Genomic DNA, 17,778 nt, shown 5'->3' with positions numbered 1-17,778 from the left:
TGACCGGCGAATTTATCAACCCCATGCGGTAGGATACCCATGGACGTTTAATTATTGAAGATTAAATAATGACTGAATCTTTTGCTCAACTCTTTGAAGAGTTTCTAAACGAAACAGAATTCCAACAAGGCAGCATCGTTAAAGGTACTGTAGTAGCTATCGAGAACGGTTTCGTTCTTGTTGACGCTGGTCTTAAGTCTGAATCTGCTATCCCTGCTGAACAGTTCAAGAACGCTGCTGGCGAACTTGAAGTTGAAGTTGGCGCTGAAGTAGACGTAGCTCTAGACGCTGTTGAAGATGGTTTCGGTGAGACTCAACTTTCTCGTGAGAAAGCTAAGCGTCACGAAGCTTGGATCGTTCTTGAGAAAGCTTGCGAAGAAGCTGAAACTGTTGTTGGTATCATCAACGGTAAAGTTAAAGGCGGTTTCACTGTTGAACTAAACGGTATCCGTGCTTTCCTTCCAGGTTCTCTAGTAGACGTACGTCCTATCCGTGACACTGCTCACCTAGAAAACAAAGAGCTAGAGTTCAAAGTAATCAAGCTAGACCAGAAGCGTAACAACGTTGTTGTTTCTCGTCGTGCTGTTATCGAATCTGAAAACAGTGTTGAGCGTGACGAACTTCTTGAAACTCTACAAGAAGGTACTGAAGTTAAAGGTATCGTTAAGAACCTTACTGACTACGGTGCATTCGTTGACCTTGGCGGTGTTGACGGTCTTCTACATATCACAGATATGGCTTGGAAGCGCGTTAAGCACCCATCAGAGATCGTTAACGTTGGTGACGAAATCCTAGTTAAAGTTCTTAAGTTCGACCGTGAGCGCACTCGTGTTTCACTAGGTCTTAAGCAACTAGGCGAAGATCCATGGGTAGCAATCGCTAAGCGTTACCCAGAAGGTCACAAGCTTTCTGGTCGTGTTACTAACCTAACTGACTACGGCTGCTTCGTTGAAATCGAAGAAGGCGTTGAAGGTCTAGTACACGTTTCTGAAATGGATTGGACTAACAAGAACATCCACCCTTCTAAAGTTGTTAATGTTGGCGACGAAGTTGAGGTTATGGTTCTTGATATCGACGAAGAACGTCGTCGTATCTCTCTAGGTCTGAAACAGTGTAAAGCTAACCCATGGCAGTCATTTGCAGAAATGCAAGCTAAGGGCGACAAAGTTACTGGTAAGATCAAGTCTATCACTGACTTTGGTATCTTCATCGGTCTAGAAGGCGGTATCGACGGTCTAGTACACCTATCTGACATTTCTTGGAATGTTGCTGGCGAAGACGCTGTACGTGAGTACAAGAAAGGCGACGAAATCTCAGCAGTTGTTCTAGCAGTAGATGCAGAGCGTGAGCGTATTTCTCTTGGCGTTAAGCAAATGGAAAACGACCCGTTCAACGCATACGTTGCTGACAACAAGAAAGGTGTTCTTGTAAACGGTACTGTTACTGCAGTTGACGCGAAAGGCGCTACTATCGAGCTAATCGAAGGCGTTGAAGGTTACATCCGCGCTTCTGAAGTATCTCGCGATCGTATCGAAGATGCATCTCTAATCCTAAGCGTTGGTGACAGCGTTGAAGCTAAGTTCACAGGTGTAGACCGTAAGAACCGCGTAATCAACCTATCTATCAAAGCTAAAGATGAAGCTGATGAGCAAGAAGCAATGGCTTCACTGAACAAGTCTGAAGAAGGCGCGTTCGGTAACGCAATGGCAGACGCATTCAAAGCTGCTAAAGGCGAATAATAGCTTCTCATTAAGAGAAATATAGCTATATAGCCAAGAAAGGAGCCGTAAGGCTCCTTTTTTTTTGCTTATTTTTCCGATAGGTCTATAATTTCTAAAAAGAAAACCAACGAGGGTAACTATGACTAAGTCTGAATTGATTGAAAGACTGTGCGCTGAGCAAACGCATCTTTCTGCAAAAGAAATTGAAGACGCTGTAAAAGACATTTTAGAGCATATGGCTTCAACACTAGAAAGTGGTGATCGAATCGAAATTCGCGGTTTTGGCAGCTTTTCTCTGCATTATCGTGAGCCTCGTGTTGGACGTAACCCAAAGACTGGTGACAAGGTAGAGTTAGAAGGTAAATACGTTCCTCACTTCAAACCAGGTAAAGAGCTACGTGAACGAGTAAATACAGGAATGTAGTCTACTTATCGGAATTATGAAAAGCGGCATACTATAATGTATGCCGCTTTTTTATGACCATAATATGGTGGTCTGATTAGTAATTTTCCTGCATAATCGTACAGCTAACCAACCAATGAGTGATGAACTATGAAAATTATAAAAATAGTCGCCGTTATCGCACTTTTCCTAATTGCACTGGCTTTAGGCTCTCAAAACCAAACTATCGTGAATTTTAATTACCTGCTAGCACAAGGTGATTTCCACCTTTCAAGCCTATTAGGTATTGTCTTCATTTCAGGCTTTGCTCTTGCTTGGTTAGTCTTTGGTAACATGCATATGCGATCTCAGCTGAAAATTCATCGCTTGAAGAAGCAACTCAATAAGCAATCAAAGCAGGTAGCTGCTGATACTAAAGCTTAAAGGCTATATTTGATGTTAGAGTTACTGTTCTTACTTTTGCCGATTGCAGCCGCTTATGGTTGGTATATGGGTAATCGTAATGCTCAGCAAGAAAAACAAAAGCAATCACACCAGATCTCCCGTCAATACGTGACGGGTTTGAACCTATTACTGTCAGACCAATCTGACAAAGCGGTTGATCACTTCATTGAGCTGCTTCAAGTAGACAATGAAACCATCGATACTCACTTGGCCTTGGGTAACCTATTCCGCTCAAGAGGCGAAGTCGACCGCGCTATTCGCATTCACCAAAATCTTATCTCCCGTTCTGGGCTGACTCTCGATCAGAAAAACCTCGCACTGCAACAACTAGCGAAAGACTATATGGTCTCTGGCTTTCTTGATCGCGCTGAAAAAATCTTTGAACAGCTGGTTGATGAACCTGACCACAAAGAGGGTGCTCTGCAGCAGTTAGTTGCAATTTATCAGCAGACTCGAGAATGGAACAAGGCGATTCATTACGGCAATATTCTAGTAAAGCTTGGCAAGAAGAAGATGAAGATGCGTGCTACGGTCGCGCATTTTTGGTGTGAGCTCGCTATGCAAGAACAAGCTGATGGTAATCGTTCAAAAGCATTAGCGCATTTTAAGAAAGCGTTATCTGAAGACCCTAAATGTGTGCGTGCCAGTATCGCTTTGGGTAAATTCCACTTAGCGAACGAAGATTACCAGAAGACGATCGACTGCCTTGAGGGTGTTCTTGAGCAAGATATCGATTTTATCAGTGAAGTGTTACCAACTCTTGCTGAGTGTTATCACAAGCTCGGGCACGAAGCACAGTTGGTTGAGTTCCTTAAAGCATGTATCCAGAAGAAGGCTGGTGTGTCTGCAGAATTGATGCTGGCTCAGCTGGTTGCTCACCATGAAGATGTTGGCTCTGCGCAAGAGCTCCTGACCAAGCAACTTGTTAAAAACCCAACCATGAAAGGTTTTTATCGACTGATCGATTATCACCTAGCAGAAGCTGAAGAAGGCCGAGCAAAAGAAAGCTTAACCACGCTTCAATCTATGGTTGGTGAACAGCTTAAGGTTAAGCCTCATTACCGTTGCCGTCAGTGTGGATTCTCAACACATTCAATGTATTGGCACTGCCCTTCATGTAAGGGGTGGGGAACGATCAAGCCTATTCGTGGGTTGGATGGTGAATAGATTTGTGGTCATTACAAGACCAAATTATTAATTGCAGCTTTCGGGCTGCATTTTTATGACTGTTATATATCGCCTGCAAGGGTAGATAGATATTTTTTAAGAAAGTTAACTGCGTTAGGAGATGAAATGAACGACCAAAAAATCATTGTAGCTTTGGATTATGACAACCAAGCGGATGCGTTAGCCTTTGTTGACCGTATTGACCCAGCATCTTGCCGCCTTAAGGTGGGTAAAGAGATGTTCACCCTATTTGGTCCTGAGTTTGTTCGTGAATTACACAAGCGTGGTTTTTCAGTATTCTTGGACCTTAAGTTCCACGATATCCCGAACACATGTTCAAAAGCCGTTCGTGCAGCCGCTGAACTAGGCGTATGGATGGTAAACGTACACGCAAGTGGCGGTGAGCGCATGATGACGGCTTCTCGCGAAATATTGGAGCCTTATGGTAAAGATCGTCCATTGCTGATTGGCGTAACAGTACTGACGAGCATGGAGCAATCGGATCTAGCGGGTATCGGGTTGGATCTAGAACCACAGCAACAAGTGATGCGTTTAGCTTCTCTTACAAAAAACTCTGGTCTTGATGGTGTGGTGTGTTCAGCGCAAGAAGCTTCTTTATTGAAAGGTGCGCTTGGCCAAGAGTTCAAACTGGTGACTCCGGGTATTCGTCCTGTAGGTGCCGATGTTGGTGACCAAAAGCGTATCATGACGCCTTCTAAAGCGATTGAATCTGGTTCTGACTACTTGGTTATTGGTCGTCCAATTACTCAGGCTGTAGACCCTGCAGCTGTGCTTGCTGAAATCAACGGCACACTAGCTTAACTTTCTCTTATAGCTAGCGTGAAACAAATAAGAAGGCCAGCAGTTAGCTGGCCTTCTTTGTTTGGATTGGAGCGTGCTTTCTTAGCGGGATTATACTGGTGCGCCACTATGGAATTTAAAGTCGCTGTCGTCTGAGGTGATCAGATCTGCTTCTACTTGAGCGAAGTGGGCGATACGTTCCGAGATATCTTTACCTGCGATTTGCTCTGCTAATTCGAGGTAATCTTGGTAGTGACGAGCTTCTGAACGAAGTAGGGATACGTAAAACTTCTCCATGTCTTCTTCTAAGAAAGGGGCCAGTTTCGCAAAACGTTCACAAGAGCGTGCTTCAATAAAGGCGCCGATGATCAGTTTGTCGACCAGAGCATCAGGCTCGTATGTCTTTACTTGTTTGATCAATCCTTTCGCGTAACGACCGGCTTCGATCGGTTGGTAAGTCACGCCTTTCTTCTCCATTAATTCCATTACTTGATAGAAGTGGTGGAGTTCCTCTTTAATCAACAGCACCATCTTATCGATAAGGTCAGCGCCGTAATTACAGCCTTCTTTTGCTGTGATCTGTTTTGAAACGTTGCTCTTGCCACGAAGTGACTCTAAATCACCAATGCGACGGTAAGCAAATTGCTCGTATGGCAAGATCCATTCGTTTAATTGCTTGGCACTTTCTTTATCTACCGCGTATTTACGGATAAGGAATAAAGCACTTTGAGCAGCCTTGAGTTCACACAACATGTGGTCGCGCAAAATGATGTGGAGGTTTTCTGGCTTTTTGGCTTCATCGATCCATGAATCTGGCGTTTCAGCTTTAAGAAAAGAGTGGATTGGAGCGAGTAATTCTTGATACATGGTCGGAGCAGGTTTGTTGATAATGCGGGATTTTATCACAGCTAATGAGATCTCCCTATACGGAGGAAGGAAATTCATTAGTGACAAAAAAGGCCACTTTAGCGAACTGAGGTGGCCTTCTCGATGACTTGATTAAGTGGTTACCACTTCTTTTTCTGACCGAATAGGGCATCCATATCGTCATCGCGTTCTTTAGATTCCATTTGCTGTAAATCTTGCGCGTTTTTGTCTTGGCGTTTTTGGTCAAGCTCGTTCAGCATCTGTTGAAGCTTTTCTTTTGCTCTCATTGAGTATGCGTCATTCTTGGTTGCCAGTGCATCAATACCTTTACGAAGCAATTGAATAGCGGTACCTGGTTGGCCGCGTGAAATTGAATCGTTAGCACGTTTAATCACGTTCTCAATGTTGATTCGAATCTGAATAGTCTCTAAACGTGCGTTTTCTACCACATAAGCTTGGGTTTCAAAACGGCCTTTATTGTGTTCGTTACGTACCGTATCGCGTAGGCGCTTAACCAGTTTGAGCATCATGATTGCTTGTTTATCGCTGCTTGGAACTCTAAAGGCCGTGCTTTCGCCACCTTGGTAGTTCTCTTTAAGCTGGGTGATTTGCTGTTTTACGCTTTCAATGCGCTGGGCAAGTTGCTTATTTTTGGGGTCGAGCTGATACATGTTTTCTAATGCATCAAGAATTCGATTATTTAAGCATACAAGAAGATCTTGGCTAAACGGCATGTGGTGCGCGTTGCCAATAAGCTCTTCGGTTCCATCAATAATGGTCAAATAACGAGAAGCTTCCTGTTTCTTCGCTGTTTCTACCTTAACTTTGTACTGAAGCATGATGTTGTAACCTAATACCAACACCAAAAGAATCGCAACTAAGGCAATAATTAAACCAGGGTTATTCATATATTTATGTCTGCTTATGTTTTCTTGAGCTAACTAGAGAGGATACACGATTCCATTGTGTATCGGCACTCGTAAAATGCAATTTCTGATTATCTCTTGTTGAGCGTAATCAGCAATCAAAACTATCAACTAATTTATGGGAATGAGGGCTAGCTTGCAAAGCCATCGTGGCATTTTTATTTGTTCATCGAGAAAAACTCAATTTTTCTGTCTTTTTAGCGCTTGAAGCGTTATAACTAATAATTATATTACACGAGACTAGAATGCTCTCTTTGCAAATAAGTTAGCACAGAAATGAGTAAAGGATTACGAGGTTAGATATGAAGTTACAGCAACTGAAGTACATTGTTGAGGTTGTAAACCATAACCTAAATGTTTCTGCAACAGCAGAGAGTTTATACACATCTCAGCCAGGCATCAGTAAACAGGTTAGACTGCTTGAAGATGAATTGGGTATTCAGATCTTTGAGCGAAGCGGCAAGCATTTGACTCAAGTTACTCAAGCTGGTGAAGACATTATTCGTATCTCTCAAGAGATCCTTGCTCGTGTTGAAAGCATTAAAGCGGTCGCTGGCGAACATACTCACCCTGAGATGGGTACATTGAATATTTCAACGACTCACACGCAAGCTCGTTACGCATTGCCAGATGTCATCAAAGGCTTTACCGCGCGTTACCCTAAAGTGTCGCTTCACATGCACCAAGGTACACCGAGCCAAATGTCTGAGGCAGTAGCTAAGGGCACAGCAAACTTCGCGATTGCGACAGAAGCACTTCACCTTTACCAAGATGCGATAATGCTGCCTTGTTACCACTGGAACCGTTCTATCGTGGTAACAAAAGATCACCCGCTGGCTCAAAAGCAAAATATCACCATCGAAGATCTGGCTGCTTATTCTCTGGTGACTTACGTCTTTGGCTTTACTGGTCGATCTGAGCTGGATACCGCATTTAACAAAGTGGGCCTAACACCACGTGTTGTGTTTACTGCTACGGATGCCGATGTAATCAAAACTTACGTTCGTATGGGCATCGGTGTTGGTGTGATTGCGAGTATGGCGATTGACCATGAACAAGATACCGACTTGGTTGCTATTGATGCGAGCCATCTATTTGGTGCGAGCACAACCAGCATTGGCTTTAGAAAAGGTACGTTCCTGCGTTCTTACATGTTTGATTTCATGGAACGTTTTGCACCTCACTTAACTCGCCCAGTGGTAGAGCAAGCTATCTCTTTGAAATCGAATGAAGAGATTGAAGAGATGTTTAAAGATATCGAACTGCCTGTTCGTTAATCATAACATACAAAGCTAGATTCTTACTTCGGCCTGTATCTACAGGCCGGTTTCCTTTTTGGCGTTTAGCGTTCACCTTTGTTCCCTTTACCTCGAACCTTTTCATTTAAGCCGGTTACCCCTACAATCCACGCACCATAGGGGGAAGCATGCATTCACGATTTAAAACACTCGACTCATTTTTGCTTGAGCACCAAGTTTATTGGCGCTCTGAGCCTTTTCACCTATGCCAAACACAACAGCAGCCATGGAAAGAAGTTAACCCACCCCTTGTGGACTGGTTAAATAGCTTAACGATTGAAAATATTCAGACGCTGAAAGAACTGCCTGATCTGCTGCTTACTGAACTCAGCTATTTTATGCCTCAGCTTGCGGACGCTCACCAAAGCACTCAATTTACGAATACAAATCTCAAAGGCTTGCAGCTTCCTAGAGGAACTGAAGACGGTATCCCAGGAAGAAAGCTACAGCAAATCGTATCTATGGGGGAGGCCGCGCTTGAACATCATCACGGTGAAGAGTGGTTGGAGTGGTGTTCTGGTAAAGGATTCCTAGGACGAATTTTGTCTCAGCAATCGAGCCAAAAGGTGACCAGTTTTGAATGGCAACAATCATTGTGTGAAAGTGGCCAAAAAATTGCGGATGCACAACGTCTAGAAATGACCTTTGTGCAAGGTGATGCGTTTTCTGAAAGGGCAGATGAGGTATTTAATCCAAATCAACATGCGGTAGCACTGCATGCTTGTGGCGATCTACATGTTGAGTTAGTTAAAAAGTCCGTATCGCATGGGCTTCCTGCGGTGACTATATCCCCTTGTTGTTACCACCTTATTCGAGACGACAACTACCAGACAATGTCATCAGTGGCAAAAGCCTCTGCTTTAACATTGAGCAAGAGTGATTTACGAATCCCACTGCAAGAAACCGTCACCGGTGGCGAGAGGGTTAAACGTCATCGTCAATTGGAGATGAGTTATCGCCTAGGCTTCAGCCGGTTACTTAAGACTGAAATGGGGATTGATGAATACATCCCAGTACCGAGCATCAAAAAGTCAGAATTATCTGAAGGGTTTGAATCGTTTTGTCAGTGGGCTTCTGAAGTGAAAGAGATAACACTTGGTTCGGATATCGATTTTGAATCCTATTTTGCTCAAGGCGAGAAACTTTTCTGGGAAATGGAGAAGCTGAGTTTGGTTCAACAAGTTTTCAGACGACCATTGGAGATATGGCTAGCTTTAGATAAAGCGATTTACCTACAAGAGCAAGGCTATGAGGCGAGCATCGAAGAGTTTTGTGGACGTAGTATCACACCCAGAAACCTGTTGATTCATGGTGTTAAGAACGACCGATAGACGATGAGTCTAGTAGAAAGCATGCTCCTTACAGCTTTCGAACGTTAGTGTTACAGAGACAAAAAAGCCAGTTCGACATAATCGGACTGGCTTTTTTCATGCGTATGATTCAACTGAGCACCTCAACGAGAAAATTTGACGCTCAGTGACTCATTACATCATTAGTTGAACATCGCGATAGCTTCAGCTGGATCTACGTATTCTAGGTCAAAGCTCTCTGCAACTTCTTTACAAGTTACTTTACCGTGAATCACGTTAAGACCTTCTAGGAAGCCTTTGTCTGATAGAAGTGCTTCGCGGTAACCTTTGTTCGCTAGCTTAACAATGTAAGGAAGTGTTGCATTGTTTAGTGCGTAAGTTGAAGTGCGAGCAACAGCACCAGGCATGTTTGCAACACAGTAGTGAACTACGTCGTCAACGATGTAAGTTGGATCTGCGTGTGTCGTCGCGTGCGAAGTTTCGAAACAACCGCCTTGGTCGATAGCAACGTCAACAACCGCTGAACCTGGTTTCATCTTAGCGATGTGCTCTTTTGTAACCAGTTTAGGTGCTGCTGCACCAGGGATCAGTACTGCACCAATCACTAGGTCTGCTTCTAGAACATGCTTCTCGATAGCGTCTTCAGTAGAATAAACCACTTTTGCGCGACCTTGGAACTCTTCATCAAGGCGACGAAGCGTGTCCACGTTACGGTCAAGAATCGTTACATCAGCGCGAAGGCCAACAGCCATACGTGCTGCGTTAGCACCTACAACACCGCCGCCAACAACAACAACTTTCGCTGGTTCAACACCAGGAACGCCGCCTAGAAGAAGACCACAACCACCGTTAGATTTCTCTAATGTTTGTGCACCTGCTTGAATAGACATGCGACCAGCTACTTCAGACATTGGTGCTAATAGTGGCAAGCGACCCATATTATCTGTTACAGTCTCATAGGCTACGCAGACAGCTTTGCTCTTGATAAGCTCTTCAGTTTGTGGAAAATCTGGTGCAAGGTGTAAATAAGTAAATAATATTTGCCCTTCGCGAAGCATAGCTCGCTCGACAGCTTGAGGTTCTTTAACCTTTACAATCATCTCTGCTTTCGCGAAAACGTCAGCAGCAGTAGGAAGAATGGATGCGCCTACAGCGATGTAATCATCGTCTGAAAAACCGATACCAGTACCGGCATTGGTTTCAACAAAAACTTGGTGGCCGTGTGAGATTAGTTCTCTCACGCTAGCTGGGGTCATACCAACGCGGTATTCGTGGTTTTTGATTTCCTTAGGTACGCCAATGATCATCCTGACTCCTCATTTTATTTTGGTTGTTTTATCTATGTGTAGGGTAATTCTGTCGAATTAATATCTAGTATAGATATGTTCAGATAAAATTTGATACTGAATATTAAAAAGTTGTAGTATATTTTTTTGCAAGGAAGTAATAAGGTGGAATAAAAAATGGCAGACAATTATAAGAAGCCGTCCAAGGAACTAGATCGTATTGACCGCAACATTCTTAATGAGTTGCAAAAAGACGGTCGTATCTCGAACGTTGAACTCTCAAAACGAGTAGGACTTTCTCCGACTCCGTGTCTTGAGCGTGTTCGTCGTTTAGAACGTCAAGGTTACATTACTGGGTACACAGCGCTGCTGAACCCACAGTACCTTGATGCTTCACTTTTGGTGTTTGTTGAAATTACGTTGAACCGTGGTGCGCCAGATGTGTTCGAACAATTCAACACCGCTGTGCAGAAACTGGATGACATCCAAGAGTGTCATTTAGTGTCGGGTGACTTTGACTATCTTCTAAAAACACGTGTATCTGATATGGGTGCTTACCGTAAGCTACTGGGTGATACGTTACTGCGTCTACCGGGCGTAAACGACACTCGAACTTACGTGGTAATGGAAGAAGTGAAACAAACCAACCAACTTGTGATTAAAACTCGTTAGTCATAATTGGTGAAATGAAAGAAAGCGGACATTTGTTCCGCTTTCTTGCTTTCTGGAATTGGGTTTTTTGGTTTGATATGGTTAAATCAACAGTAGTTTCATTGAAACGGGCGGCCTGTGCCGCTCGCTATGTTTTTATCTCGTTTAATTATTAAGTTGGTTTATGTTCAAGCAGAGCAGTAATAAAGTAGAAACAATCATTAAAACGAGTGAAGAGCCCCAGTCTTCTCGTTTAAATGGTTCTCAACGCCTTAAAGAGTGCAGCCTGATACTGGGTGTTCTTTTCTCTATTCTACTTGCCGTTGCGTTATTAACCTTTAGCCCAGCCGATCCATCATGGTCGCAAACGGCGTGGGGTGGTGACATTCAAAACGCGGGTGGCTATCTAGGAGCATGGCTAGCAGATACGCTTTTCTTTGTGTTTGGCTCTCTGGCTTATCCACTGCCGATCTTAGTGACCGTTGCCGCATGGGTCTTATTCCGCAAGCGTAATGAAGATGAGCAGATCGACTTTATGTTGTGGGGTACCCGTTTACTTGGTTTGACGGTGCTCATTCTGACCAGCTGTGGTTTGGCAGACATTAACTTTGATGATATTTGGTACTTCTCGTCAGGTGGTGTGGTTGGTGACGTGTTAACGAGCCTTGCACTTCCAACGTTGAATATTTTGGGCAGTACGCTTGTGCTTCTTTTCCTTTGGGGGGCAGGTTTTACGCTTCTCACTGGTATTTCTTGGTTAAGAATTGTTGAATGGTTGGGTGAAGGCGCAATCAAACTCTTTACTTCAACGGTTAACAAAGCTCGTGGTCAAGACCAAGAATTGCTTGAGCCAGAACTGAAAGAGTCAGCAGACCGAGATCCACAGCAAGAGCTACGTCAACAGCCAACATACCGCGATGACGAAGTGAAAGAGCAATATGCTGAGCAAGAAGAAGCTCTCGATCCTGCAATGAGCTTCTCAGCGACCAATGAGCCTTCTGGTATTGCAACAAACACATCTAAGGGTGTTGCAGAGAAGCGTCATTACAATATTCATATGCCAACAGAAGCGCCGGTTAAGCAGCAAGCGCCTGCTTCTCAAGATCCAGTTTCTCGAGTGACTCAACCGCCTGTTGCTCCTCAACCAGAGCAGCCAATTGCTGTCGCTCCGGTTTATCAAGCGCCACAAGAGCCATTGGAAGAGGGCATTGAGCGTTCTAAGCAGTTGAATGCGACGATAGAGCAGCTAGAAAGTGCTGCAATGTATGAAGATGATCTTGCTGAGCAAGATCAGACAGATGCACATGAATCTCAAGCTGCTTATCAGCAATACATGCAGCAAGAACAGGAGCCAGTTCGTCCTACTGAACCTATTGTGGATGCGACTACAGAAACAGCTCTTGATGCTCAATATGCACAACCAGAGGTTGATAGTGAAGCTCACGAGTCTACAGAGTTTGATGCTGATGACGTTCAGCCTGAATCTTTGTATGCCTCACCTATGGGCGAGCTAGATGCAGATACTCAAGATGATTTCTCAGCGCACAGTGCACCATTTGATGCGCCTGAAGAGCAAGGCTACGAGCAGCCTTCTGAGTTTGATTCTGAAACAGTAGAGAGTGATATCGAAGAACAACCCGAACCATTCTCATATCAGCAAGAGCAAGCTGCACAACCTGCCGTTGTGGATGAAGAGCCTGCGATTGATCTGCCTTGGGAAGAGGTTTCGGAAGATGAAGACCTGAATCAGGATAAAGACGTTGCGGCCTTCCAGAATATTGTTTCTGAAGCTCAAGCGAATATGGCAGCTGCACAAAACCCATTCTTGGTTCAGCAGGAAGTTAATTTGCCGAAACCGGCGGAGCCACTACCGACACTTGAGCTTTTGTTCCACCCTGAGAAACGTGAAACATTTATCGACCGTGATGCACTAGAAGCGATCGCTCGTCTGGTTGAATCCAAGCTAGCGGACTACAAGATTAAAGCGGACGTTGTTGATATTTTCCCTGGTCCAGTTATCACTCGATTTGAGTTGGATTTGGCACCTGGTGTGAAAGTAAGCCGTATTTCTGGCCTATCTATGGACTTGGCTCGCTCATTGTCTGCGTTGGCGGTACGTGTTGTTGAAGTAATTCCGGGCAAACCTTATGTTGGTTTGGAGTTGCCAAACATGAGCCGTCAAACCGTATTCTTCTCAGACGTAGTGGGCAGCGAGCAGTTCCAAGAAGCGAAATCACCAACAACGGTGGTGTTAGGACAAGATATTGCAGGTGAAGCTGTGATTGCTGACCTAGCTAAGATGCCACACGTTCTCGTTGCGGGTACTACGGGTTCTGGTAAGTCGGTTGGTGTGAACGTAATGATCTTGAGTATGCTGTATAAAGCATCGCCTGAGGACGTTCGTTTCATTATGATCGACCCGAAAATGCTAGAGCTTTCAGTATATGAGGGCATTCCTCATCTACTATCTGAAGTCGTTACCGACATGAAAGATGCGTCGAATGCACTTCGTTGGTGTGTTGGCGAAATGGAACGTCGTTACAAGCTGATGTCAGCACTCGGTGTTCGTAATATCAAAGGCTACAACGACAAGCTTAAGATGGCTGCCGATGCAGGTCACCCAATCCACGATCCATTGTGGAAACCGGGCGATAGCATGGACCAAGAAGCGCCATTGCTAGAGAAGCTGCCATACATTGTGGTTATCGTCGATGAATTTGCCGACTTAATCATGGTGGTAGGTAAGAAGGTTGAAGAACTGATTGCACGCTTGGCACAAAAAGCGCGTGCAGCTGGTGTTCACTTGATTCTTGCAACTCAGCGTCCATCAGTTGACGTTATTACAGGCCTGATTAAAGCCAACATTCCGACACGTGTTGCCTTTACGGTATCAACTAAGACCGACTCTCGAACCATTCTTGACCAAGGTGGCGCAGAATCGCTGCTTGGTATGGGTGATATGCTTTATTTACCGCCAGGTTCTAGCCATACGATCCGTGTTCACGGTGCGTTTGCGTCAGATGATGATGTACACGCGGTGGTAAACAACTGGAAAGCACGCGGCAAGCCAAATTACATTGATGAAATCACTAATGGCGAGCAAACACCAGAAACCTTGCTTCCGGGTGAGAAAATGGAAGGTGATGAAGAGGTTGATCCTCTGTTTGATCAAGTAGTCGAGCATGTTGTTCATTCACGCCGTGGTTCAGTTTCTGGCGTACAGCGCCGATTCAAGATCGGTTACAACCGAGCGGCACGAATTGTGGAACAGCTTGAGGCGCAAGGCATTGTAAGTGCTCCAGGCCATAACGGTAACCGAGAAGTCTTAGCACCAGCGCCACCGAAAGAGTAATCGCTTAATTGTGTAGATAGGAACTCAACCCTTAATAATCGGTCATAGCTTTATGACCGATTTACCTTGGAACAGGATTATTAATGAAAAAAGTATTCGCACTTTTATTTATGAGCTTCTCAGTGTTTGCTTCTCCGAAAGAAGAGTTGAGTAGCCGCTTGGCATTGAACGCAGGGTTTAGCGCTGACTTTAAACAAGTGGTAACAAGCCCTGACGGCGATGTTGTAATGGAAGGTGAAGGCACGGTTGAAATTGCGCGCCCAAGCTTATTCCGCTGGGAAACCACGTTCCCGGATGAGAACCTATTAGTCTCTGATGGTCAGAGTTTGTGGTATTACAGCCCGTTCATTGAGCAAGTCAGTATTTACTGGCAAGAACAAGCGACATCGCAAACGCCTTTTGTACTGCTGACACGCAACCAAGAGAGCGATTGGGATAACTACAATGTAGCGCAATCGGGTAACCAATTTACACTAACACCAACGGCAGTTGACTCTAATCAGGGTGACTTCCAGATTAATATCAATGAAAAAGGCATTGTTCAGGGCTTTAATGTGATTGAACAAGACGGTCAAAAAGGCGAGTTTACTTTCAGTAATGTGAATTTGGGTAAACCAGCGGCAGACCGCTTTACTTTTGTGGCACCGGAAGGTGTCGAGGTCGACGACCAAAGAAACTGATCGAATCAAGTCGATCGTTTGGTAGTACGTCGATAGGCATTAATGCCATCAACGAATCAAGAGATTGCAATTGAGTAATTACAGCTTAGATTTTGCAGGGGACGAAGATTTTCGTCCCCTTGCTGCTCGTATGAGACCAGAAACTGTAGAGCAGTATATTGGTCAGCAGCACATATTAGGTCCAGGTAAACCTCTTCGTAGAGCTCTGGAAGCGGGGCATATCCACTCGATGATTTTGTGGGGGCCTCCTGGTACTGGTAAAACCACGCTCGCAGAAGTGGCCGCCAATTATGCCAATGCAGAAGTGGAGCGTGTGTCCGCCGTGACATCGGGTGTGAAAGACATTCGCATCGCTATTGAAAAAGCGCGTGAAAACAAGCAAGCAGGGCGCAGAACCATCTTGTTTGTGGATGAGGTCCATCGCTTTAATAAAAGCCAGCAAGATGCTTTTCTGCCTCATATAGAGGACGGCACGGTTACCTTCATTGGTGCAACCACAGAAAACCCTTCCTTTGAGTTAAACAACGCTCTGTTATCTCGTGCGCGAGTGTACAAGCTGACATCTCTCAATACCGATGATATTGCGACGGTAATACGTCAAGCGATTGAAGATAAGCAGCGTGGCCTTGGTGATGTACCTGCACACTTTGCTGATAATGTTTTGGATCGCTTAGCTGAGTTAGTGAACGGTGATGCACGTATGTCGCTCAACTACCTTGAGCTGCTGTACGACATGGCAGAAGACAACGACAAAGGCGAGAAAGCGATCACCTTACAACTGCTTGCTGAAGTGGCGGGTGAGAAAGTGGCTCGCTTTGATAACAAGGGTGATATTTGGTACGACCTAATATCAGCTGTTCATAAATCGATTCGTGGTTCAAAACCTGATGCCGCTTTGTACTGGTCGGCTCGAATGATTGCAGCAGGCTGTGACCCGCTTTATATCGTTAGGCGCTTATTGGCGATAGCTTCTGAAGATATTGGTAACGCGGACCCTCGTGCTATGCAGGTTGCTATGTCTGCTTGGGATTGCTTTACACGCATTGGCCCTGCAGAAGGTGAACGCGCGATCGCACAGGCGGTTGTCTATTTAGCGTGTGCACCAAAGAGTAATGCGGTTTATACAGCTTGGAAGCAAGCCTTAACCGATGCTCATAATCTTCCTGAGTATGAAGTGCCTCATCATTTACGAAATGCACCGACAACTTTGATGAAGGACATGGGCTATGGACAAGAATACCGTTATGCTCACGACGAACCAGGTGCCTACGCGGCGGGTGAAAAGTATCTGCCTCCTGAAATGGGCGAGAAACAATACTATTTCCCAACAAAACGAGGCTTAGAGACCAAAATTGGCGAGAAGCTAGATTATCTGGCGGATTTGGACGCAAAAAGCCCACAAAAACGCTATGAAAAGTAGTCTTTTTTGGATATCTTTACCTAGTCATAAAATTCAGATTAAATCGTTACAAATTGGTTGAAATAGCACCAGTTTTAGGGGTTTAGTGGTGATTCAGTAGCCAAGCTACTGAATATTCAAATAACTAAAGCATAGGATTAGCAATGCTGGATTCTAAATTACTTCGAGCTGAGCTGGATGAAACAGCGGCAAAATTAGCACGTCGAGGCTTCGCCCTTGATGTAGAGACAATTCGTGAACTTGAAGAAAAGCGTAAGTCCCTTCAGATGAAAACTGAAGAGCTACAAGCGTTACGTAACTCTCGATCGAAGTCCATTGGTCAAGCGAAAGCAAAAGGCGACCATGAAGAAGCTGAGCGTATCCTTGCTGAAGTAGGCAACTTAGGCGCAGAATTAGACCAAGCTAAAGCAGCATTGGCTGAGCTTCAATCTGATCTAGAAACGATCACTATGTCTATTCCAAACCTGCCAGACGAGTCTGTGCCAGAAGGTAAAGACGAAGATGATAACGTTGAAGTTTCTCGTTGGGGTCAACCTAAGACTTACGACTTCGAAGTGAAAGATCACGTTGATCTTGGCGAAATGTCTGGCGGTCTTGATTTTGCTAGCGCAGTAAAAATCTCAGGTTCTCGTTTCATCGTGATGAAAGGCAAATTTGCACGTCTACACCGTGCGATTGCTCAGTTCATGTTGGACCTTCACACTGATGAGCACGGCTACACAGAAATGTACGTACCGTACCTAGTAAACCACGATAGCCTATACGGCACGGGTCAACTTCCTAAGTTTGGCGAAGACTTGTTCCACACAAGCCCGCTAACTGAGCAAGTAAGTGACGTACCTCTTAAGACGCTATCACTTATCCCTACTGCGGAAGTACCGGTAACGAACATGGTTCGCGATACCATTACAGACGAAGCTGAACTGCCACTTAAGATGACAGCTCACACACCATGCTTCCGTTCTGAAGCAGGTTCTTACGGTCGTGACACTCGTGGTCTTATCCGTATGCACCAATTCGACAAAGTTGAACTAGTACAAATCACTAAGCCAGAAGACTCAATGGCAGCTCTTGAAGAGCTAACAGGTCACGCTGAGAAAGTACTTCAACTTCTAGAGCTTCCTTACCGTAAAGTGGTTCTATGTACTGGTGACATGGGCTTCGGCGCTGCGAAAACTTACGACTTAGAAGTATGGGTTCCAGCACAAGAGACTTACCGTGAAATCTCTTCTTGTTCAAACATGTGGGATTTCCAAGCTCGTCGTATGCAGGCTCGTTTCCGTCGTAAAGGCGAGAAGAAACCTGAACTTGTGCACACACTAAACGGTTCTGGTCTTGCTGTTGGTCGTACTATGGTTGCGATTCTTGAGAACAACCAAGAAGCAGATGGCCGTATTGCTATCCCAGCAGTACTTCAGCCATACATGGGCGGCGTAACGCACATCGGCTAAT

Annotated in this window: 15 protein-coding genes; 12 read left to right on the top strand and 3 right to left on the bottom strand. The window is 44.8% G+C overall.

The annotated features are described in order from the left end of the window. Nucleotides 1–68: 68 nt before the first annotated feature. The 5 genes from rpsA (at nt 69) to pyrF (ending at nt 4,557) form a co-directional block, all read left to right on the top strand. Nucleotides 69–1,739 carry a 30S ribosomal protein S1 gene (gene rpsA, locus F0228_RS13300; RefSeq protein ID WP_061031784.1) on the top strand — a complete coding sequence of 557 codons (1,671 nt, stop codon included), beginning with the start codon at nt 69–71 and terminating at the stop codon, nt 1,737–1,739. A gap of 121 nt (nt 1,740–1,860) precedes the next feature. Then, nucleotides 1,861–2,145 (top strand): integration host factor subunit beta, encoded by a 285-nt coding sequence (ihfB, locus tag F0228_RS13295; RefSeq protein ID WP_004741980.1) that lies wholly within the window; start codon nt 1,861–1,863, stop codon nt 2,143–2,145. A 129-nt stretch (nt 2,146–2,274) separates the two neighbouring features. Then, the gene (locus tag F0228_RS13290; protein ID WP_004741981.1) at nt 2,275–2,547 is read left to right on the top strand and encodes a lipopolysaccharide assembly protein LapA domain-containing protein; all 273 of its coding nucleotides are present in this window, start codon (nt 2,275–2,277) and stop codon (nt 2,545–2,547) included. A 12-nt stretch (nt 2,548–2,559) separates the two neighbouring features. Then, nucleotides 2,560–3,735 (top strand): lipopolysaccharide assembly protein LapB, encoded by a 1,176-nt coding sequence (gene lapB / locus F0228_RS13285; RefSeq protein WP_102425557.1) that lies wholly within the window; start codon nt 2,560–2,562, stop codon nt 3,733–3,735. A 126-nt stretch (nt 3,736–3,861) separates the two neighbouring features. Continuing rightward, entirely contained in the window at nt 3,862–4,557 is a 696-nt protein-coding gene (pyrF, locus tag F0228_RS13280; protein WP_061031782.1) for an orotidine-5'-phosphate decarboxylase, read from the top strand. A 90-nt stretch (nt 4,558–4,647) separates the two neighbouring features. On the opposite strand, the gene miaE is transcribed toward pyrF, so the two are convergent. Together miaE and F0228_RS13270 are read right to left on the bottom strand one after the other, a co-directional pair. Further along, nucleotides 4,648–5,442: a tRNA isopentenyl-2-thiomethyl-A-37 hydroxylase MiaE gene (miaE, locus tag F0228_RS13275; protein WP_275245645.1), complete on the bottom strand. Its 795-nt coding sequence runs from the start codon at nt 5,440–5,442 to the stop codon at nt 4,648–4,650. A 101-nt stretch (nt 5,443–5,543) separates the two neighbouring features. Continuing rightward, nucleotides 5,544–6,311, bottom strand: coding sequence for a hypothetical protein (locus F0228_RS13270; RefSeq protein WP_008224295.1), 768 nt, complete (start codon nt 6,309–6,311; stop codon nt 5,544–5,546). 320 nt (nt 6,312–6,631) lie between these two features. Between F0228_RS13270 and cysB the strand changes: the two genes are divergently transcribed. Together cysB and F0228_RS13260 are read left to right on the top strand one after the other, a co-directional pair. Then, nucleotides 6,632–7,606: an HTH-type transcriptional regulator CysB gene (cysB, locus tag F0228_RS13265; RefSeq protein ID WP_004741986.1), complete on the top strand. Its 975-nt coding sequence runs from the start codon at nt 6,632–6,634 to the stop codon at nt 7,604–7,606. A 149-nt stretch (nt 7,607–7,755) separates the two neighbouring features. Then, nucleotides 7,756–8,958, top strand: a complete 1,203-nt coding sequence (locus F0228_RS13260; protein ID WP_116870284.1) for a methyltransferase — start codon at nt 7,756–7,758, stop codon at nt 8,956–8,958. Between the two features lie 161 nt (nt 8,959–9,119). Here the strand turns inward: F0228_RS13260 and ald are convergent, their stop codons facing one another. Continuing rightward, entirely contained in the window at nt 9,120–10,244 is a 1,125-nt protein-coding gene (gene ald / locus F0228_RS13255) for an alanine dehydrogenase (protein ID WP_008224299.1), read from the bottom strand. Nucleotides 10,245–10,400: 156 nt separating this feature from the next. Here ald and lrp point away from each other — a divergent pair, with 156 nt between their 5' ends. The 5 genes from lrp to serS all read left to right on the top strand — a co-directional run bounded on the left by lrp (nt 10,401) and on the right by serS (nt 17,777). Beyond that, complete coding sequence (gene lrp, locus F0228_RS13250) at nt 10,401–10,895, top strand: leucine-responsive transcriptional regulator Lrp (RefSeq protein WP_004734558.1); 495 nt, start codon at nt 10,401–10,403, stop codon at nt 10,893–10,895. Nucleotides 10,896–11,058: 163 nt separating this feature from the next. Next, nucleotides 11,059–14,226, top strand: coding sequence for a DNA translocase FtsK 4TM domain-containing protein (locus F0228_RS13245; RefSeq protein ID WP_171730149.1), 3,168 nt, complete (start codon nt 11,059–11,061; stop codon nt 14,224–14,226). Nucleotides 14,227–14,309: 83 nt separating this feature from the next. Then, nucleotides 14,310–14,906 (top strand): outer membrane lipoprotein chaperone LolA, encoded by a 597-nt coding sequence (gene lolA, locus F0228_RS13240; protein ID WP_004741992.1) that lies wholly within the window; start codon nt 14,310–14,312, stop codon nt 14,904–14,906. Nucleotides 14,907–14,976: 70 nt separating this feature from the next. Continuing rightward, on the top strand, nt 14,977–16,326 hold the full coding sequence (locus tag F0228_RS13235; RefSeq protein ID WP_061031777.1) for a replication-associated recombination protein A: 1,350 nt from the start codon (nt 14,977–14,979) through the stop codon (nt 16,324–16,326). Between the two features lie 143 nt (nt 16,327–16,469). After that, entirely contained in the window at nt 16,470–17,777 is a 1,308-nt protein-coding gene (serS, locus tag F0228_RS13230) for a serine--tRNA ligase (RefSeq protein ID WP_004741995.1), read from the top strand. Nucleotide 17,778 lies beyond the last annotated feature (1 nt).

The sequence above is a fragment of the Vibrio sp. 99K-1 genome (assembly GCF_013114585.1).
GTDB lineage: Bacteria > Pseudomonadota > Gammaproteobacteria > Enterobacterales > Vibrionaceae > Vibrio > Vibrio chagasii_B.
Note: the sequence above shows the minus strand (reverse complement) of the source record. Positions and strands in the feature narration are given on the sequence as shown.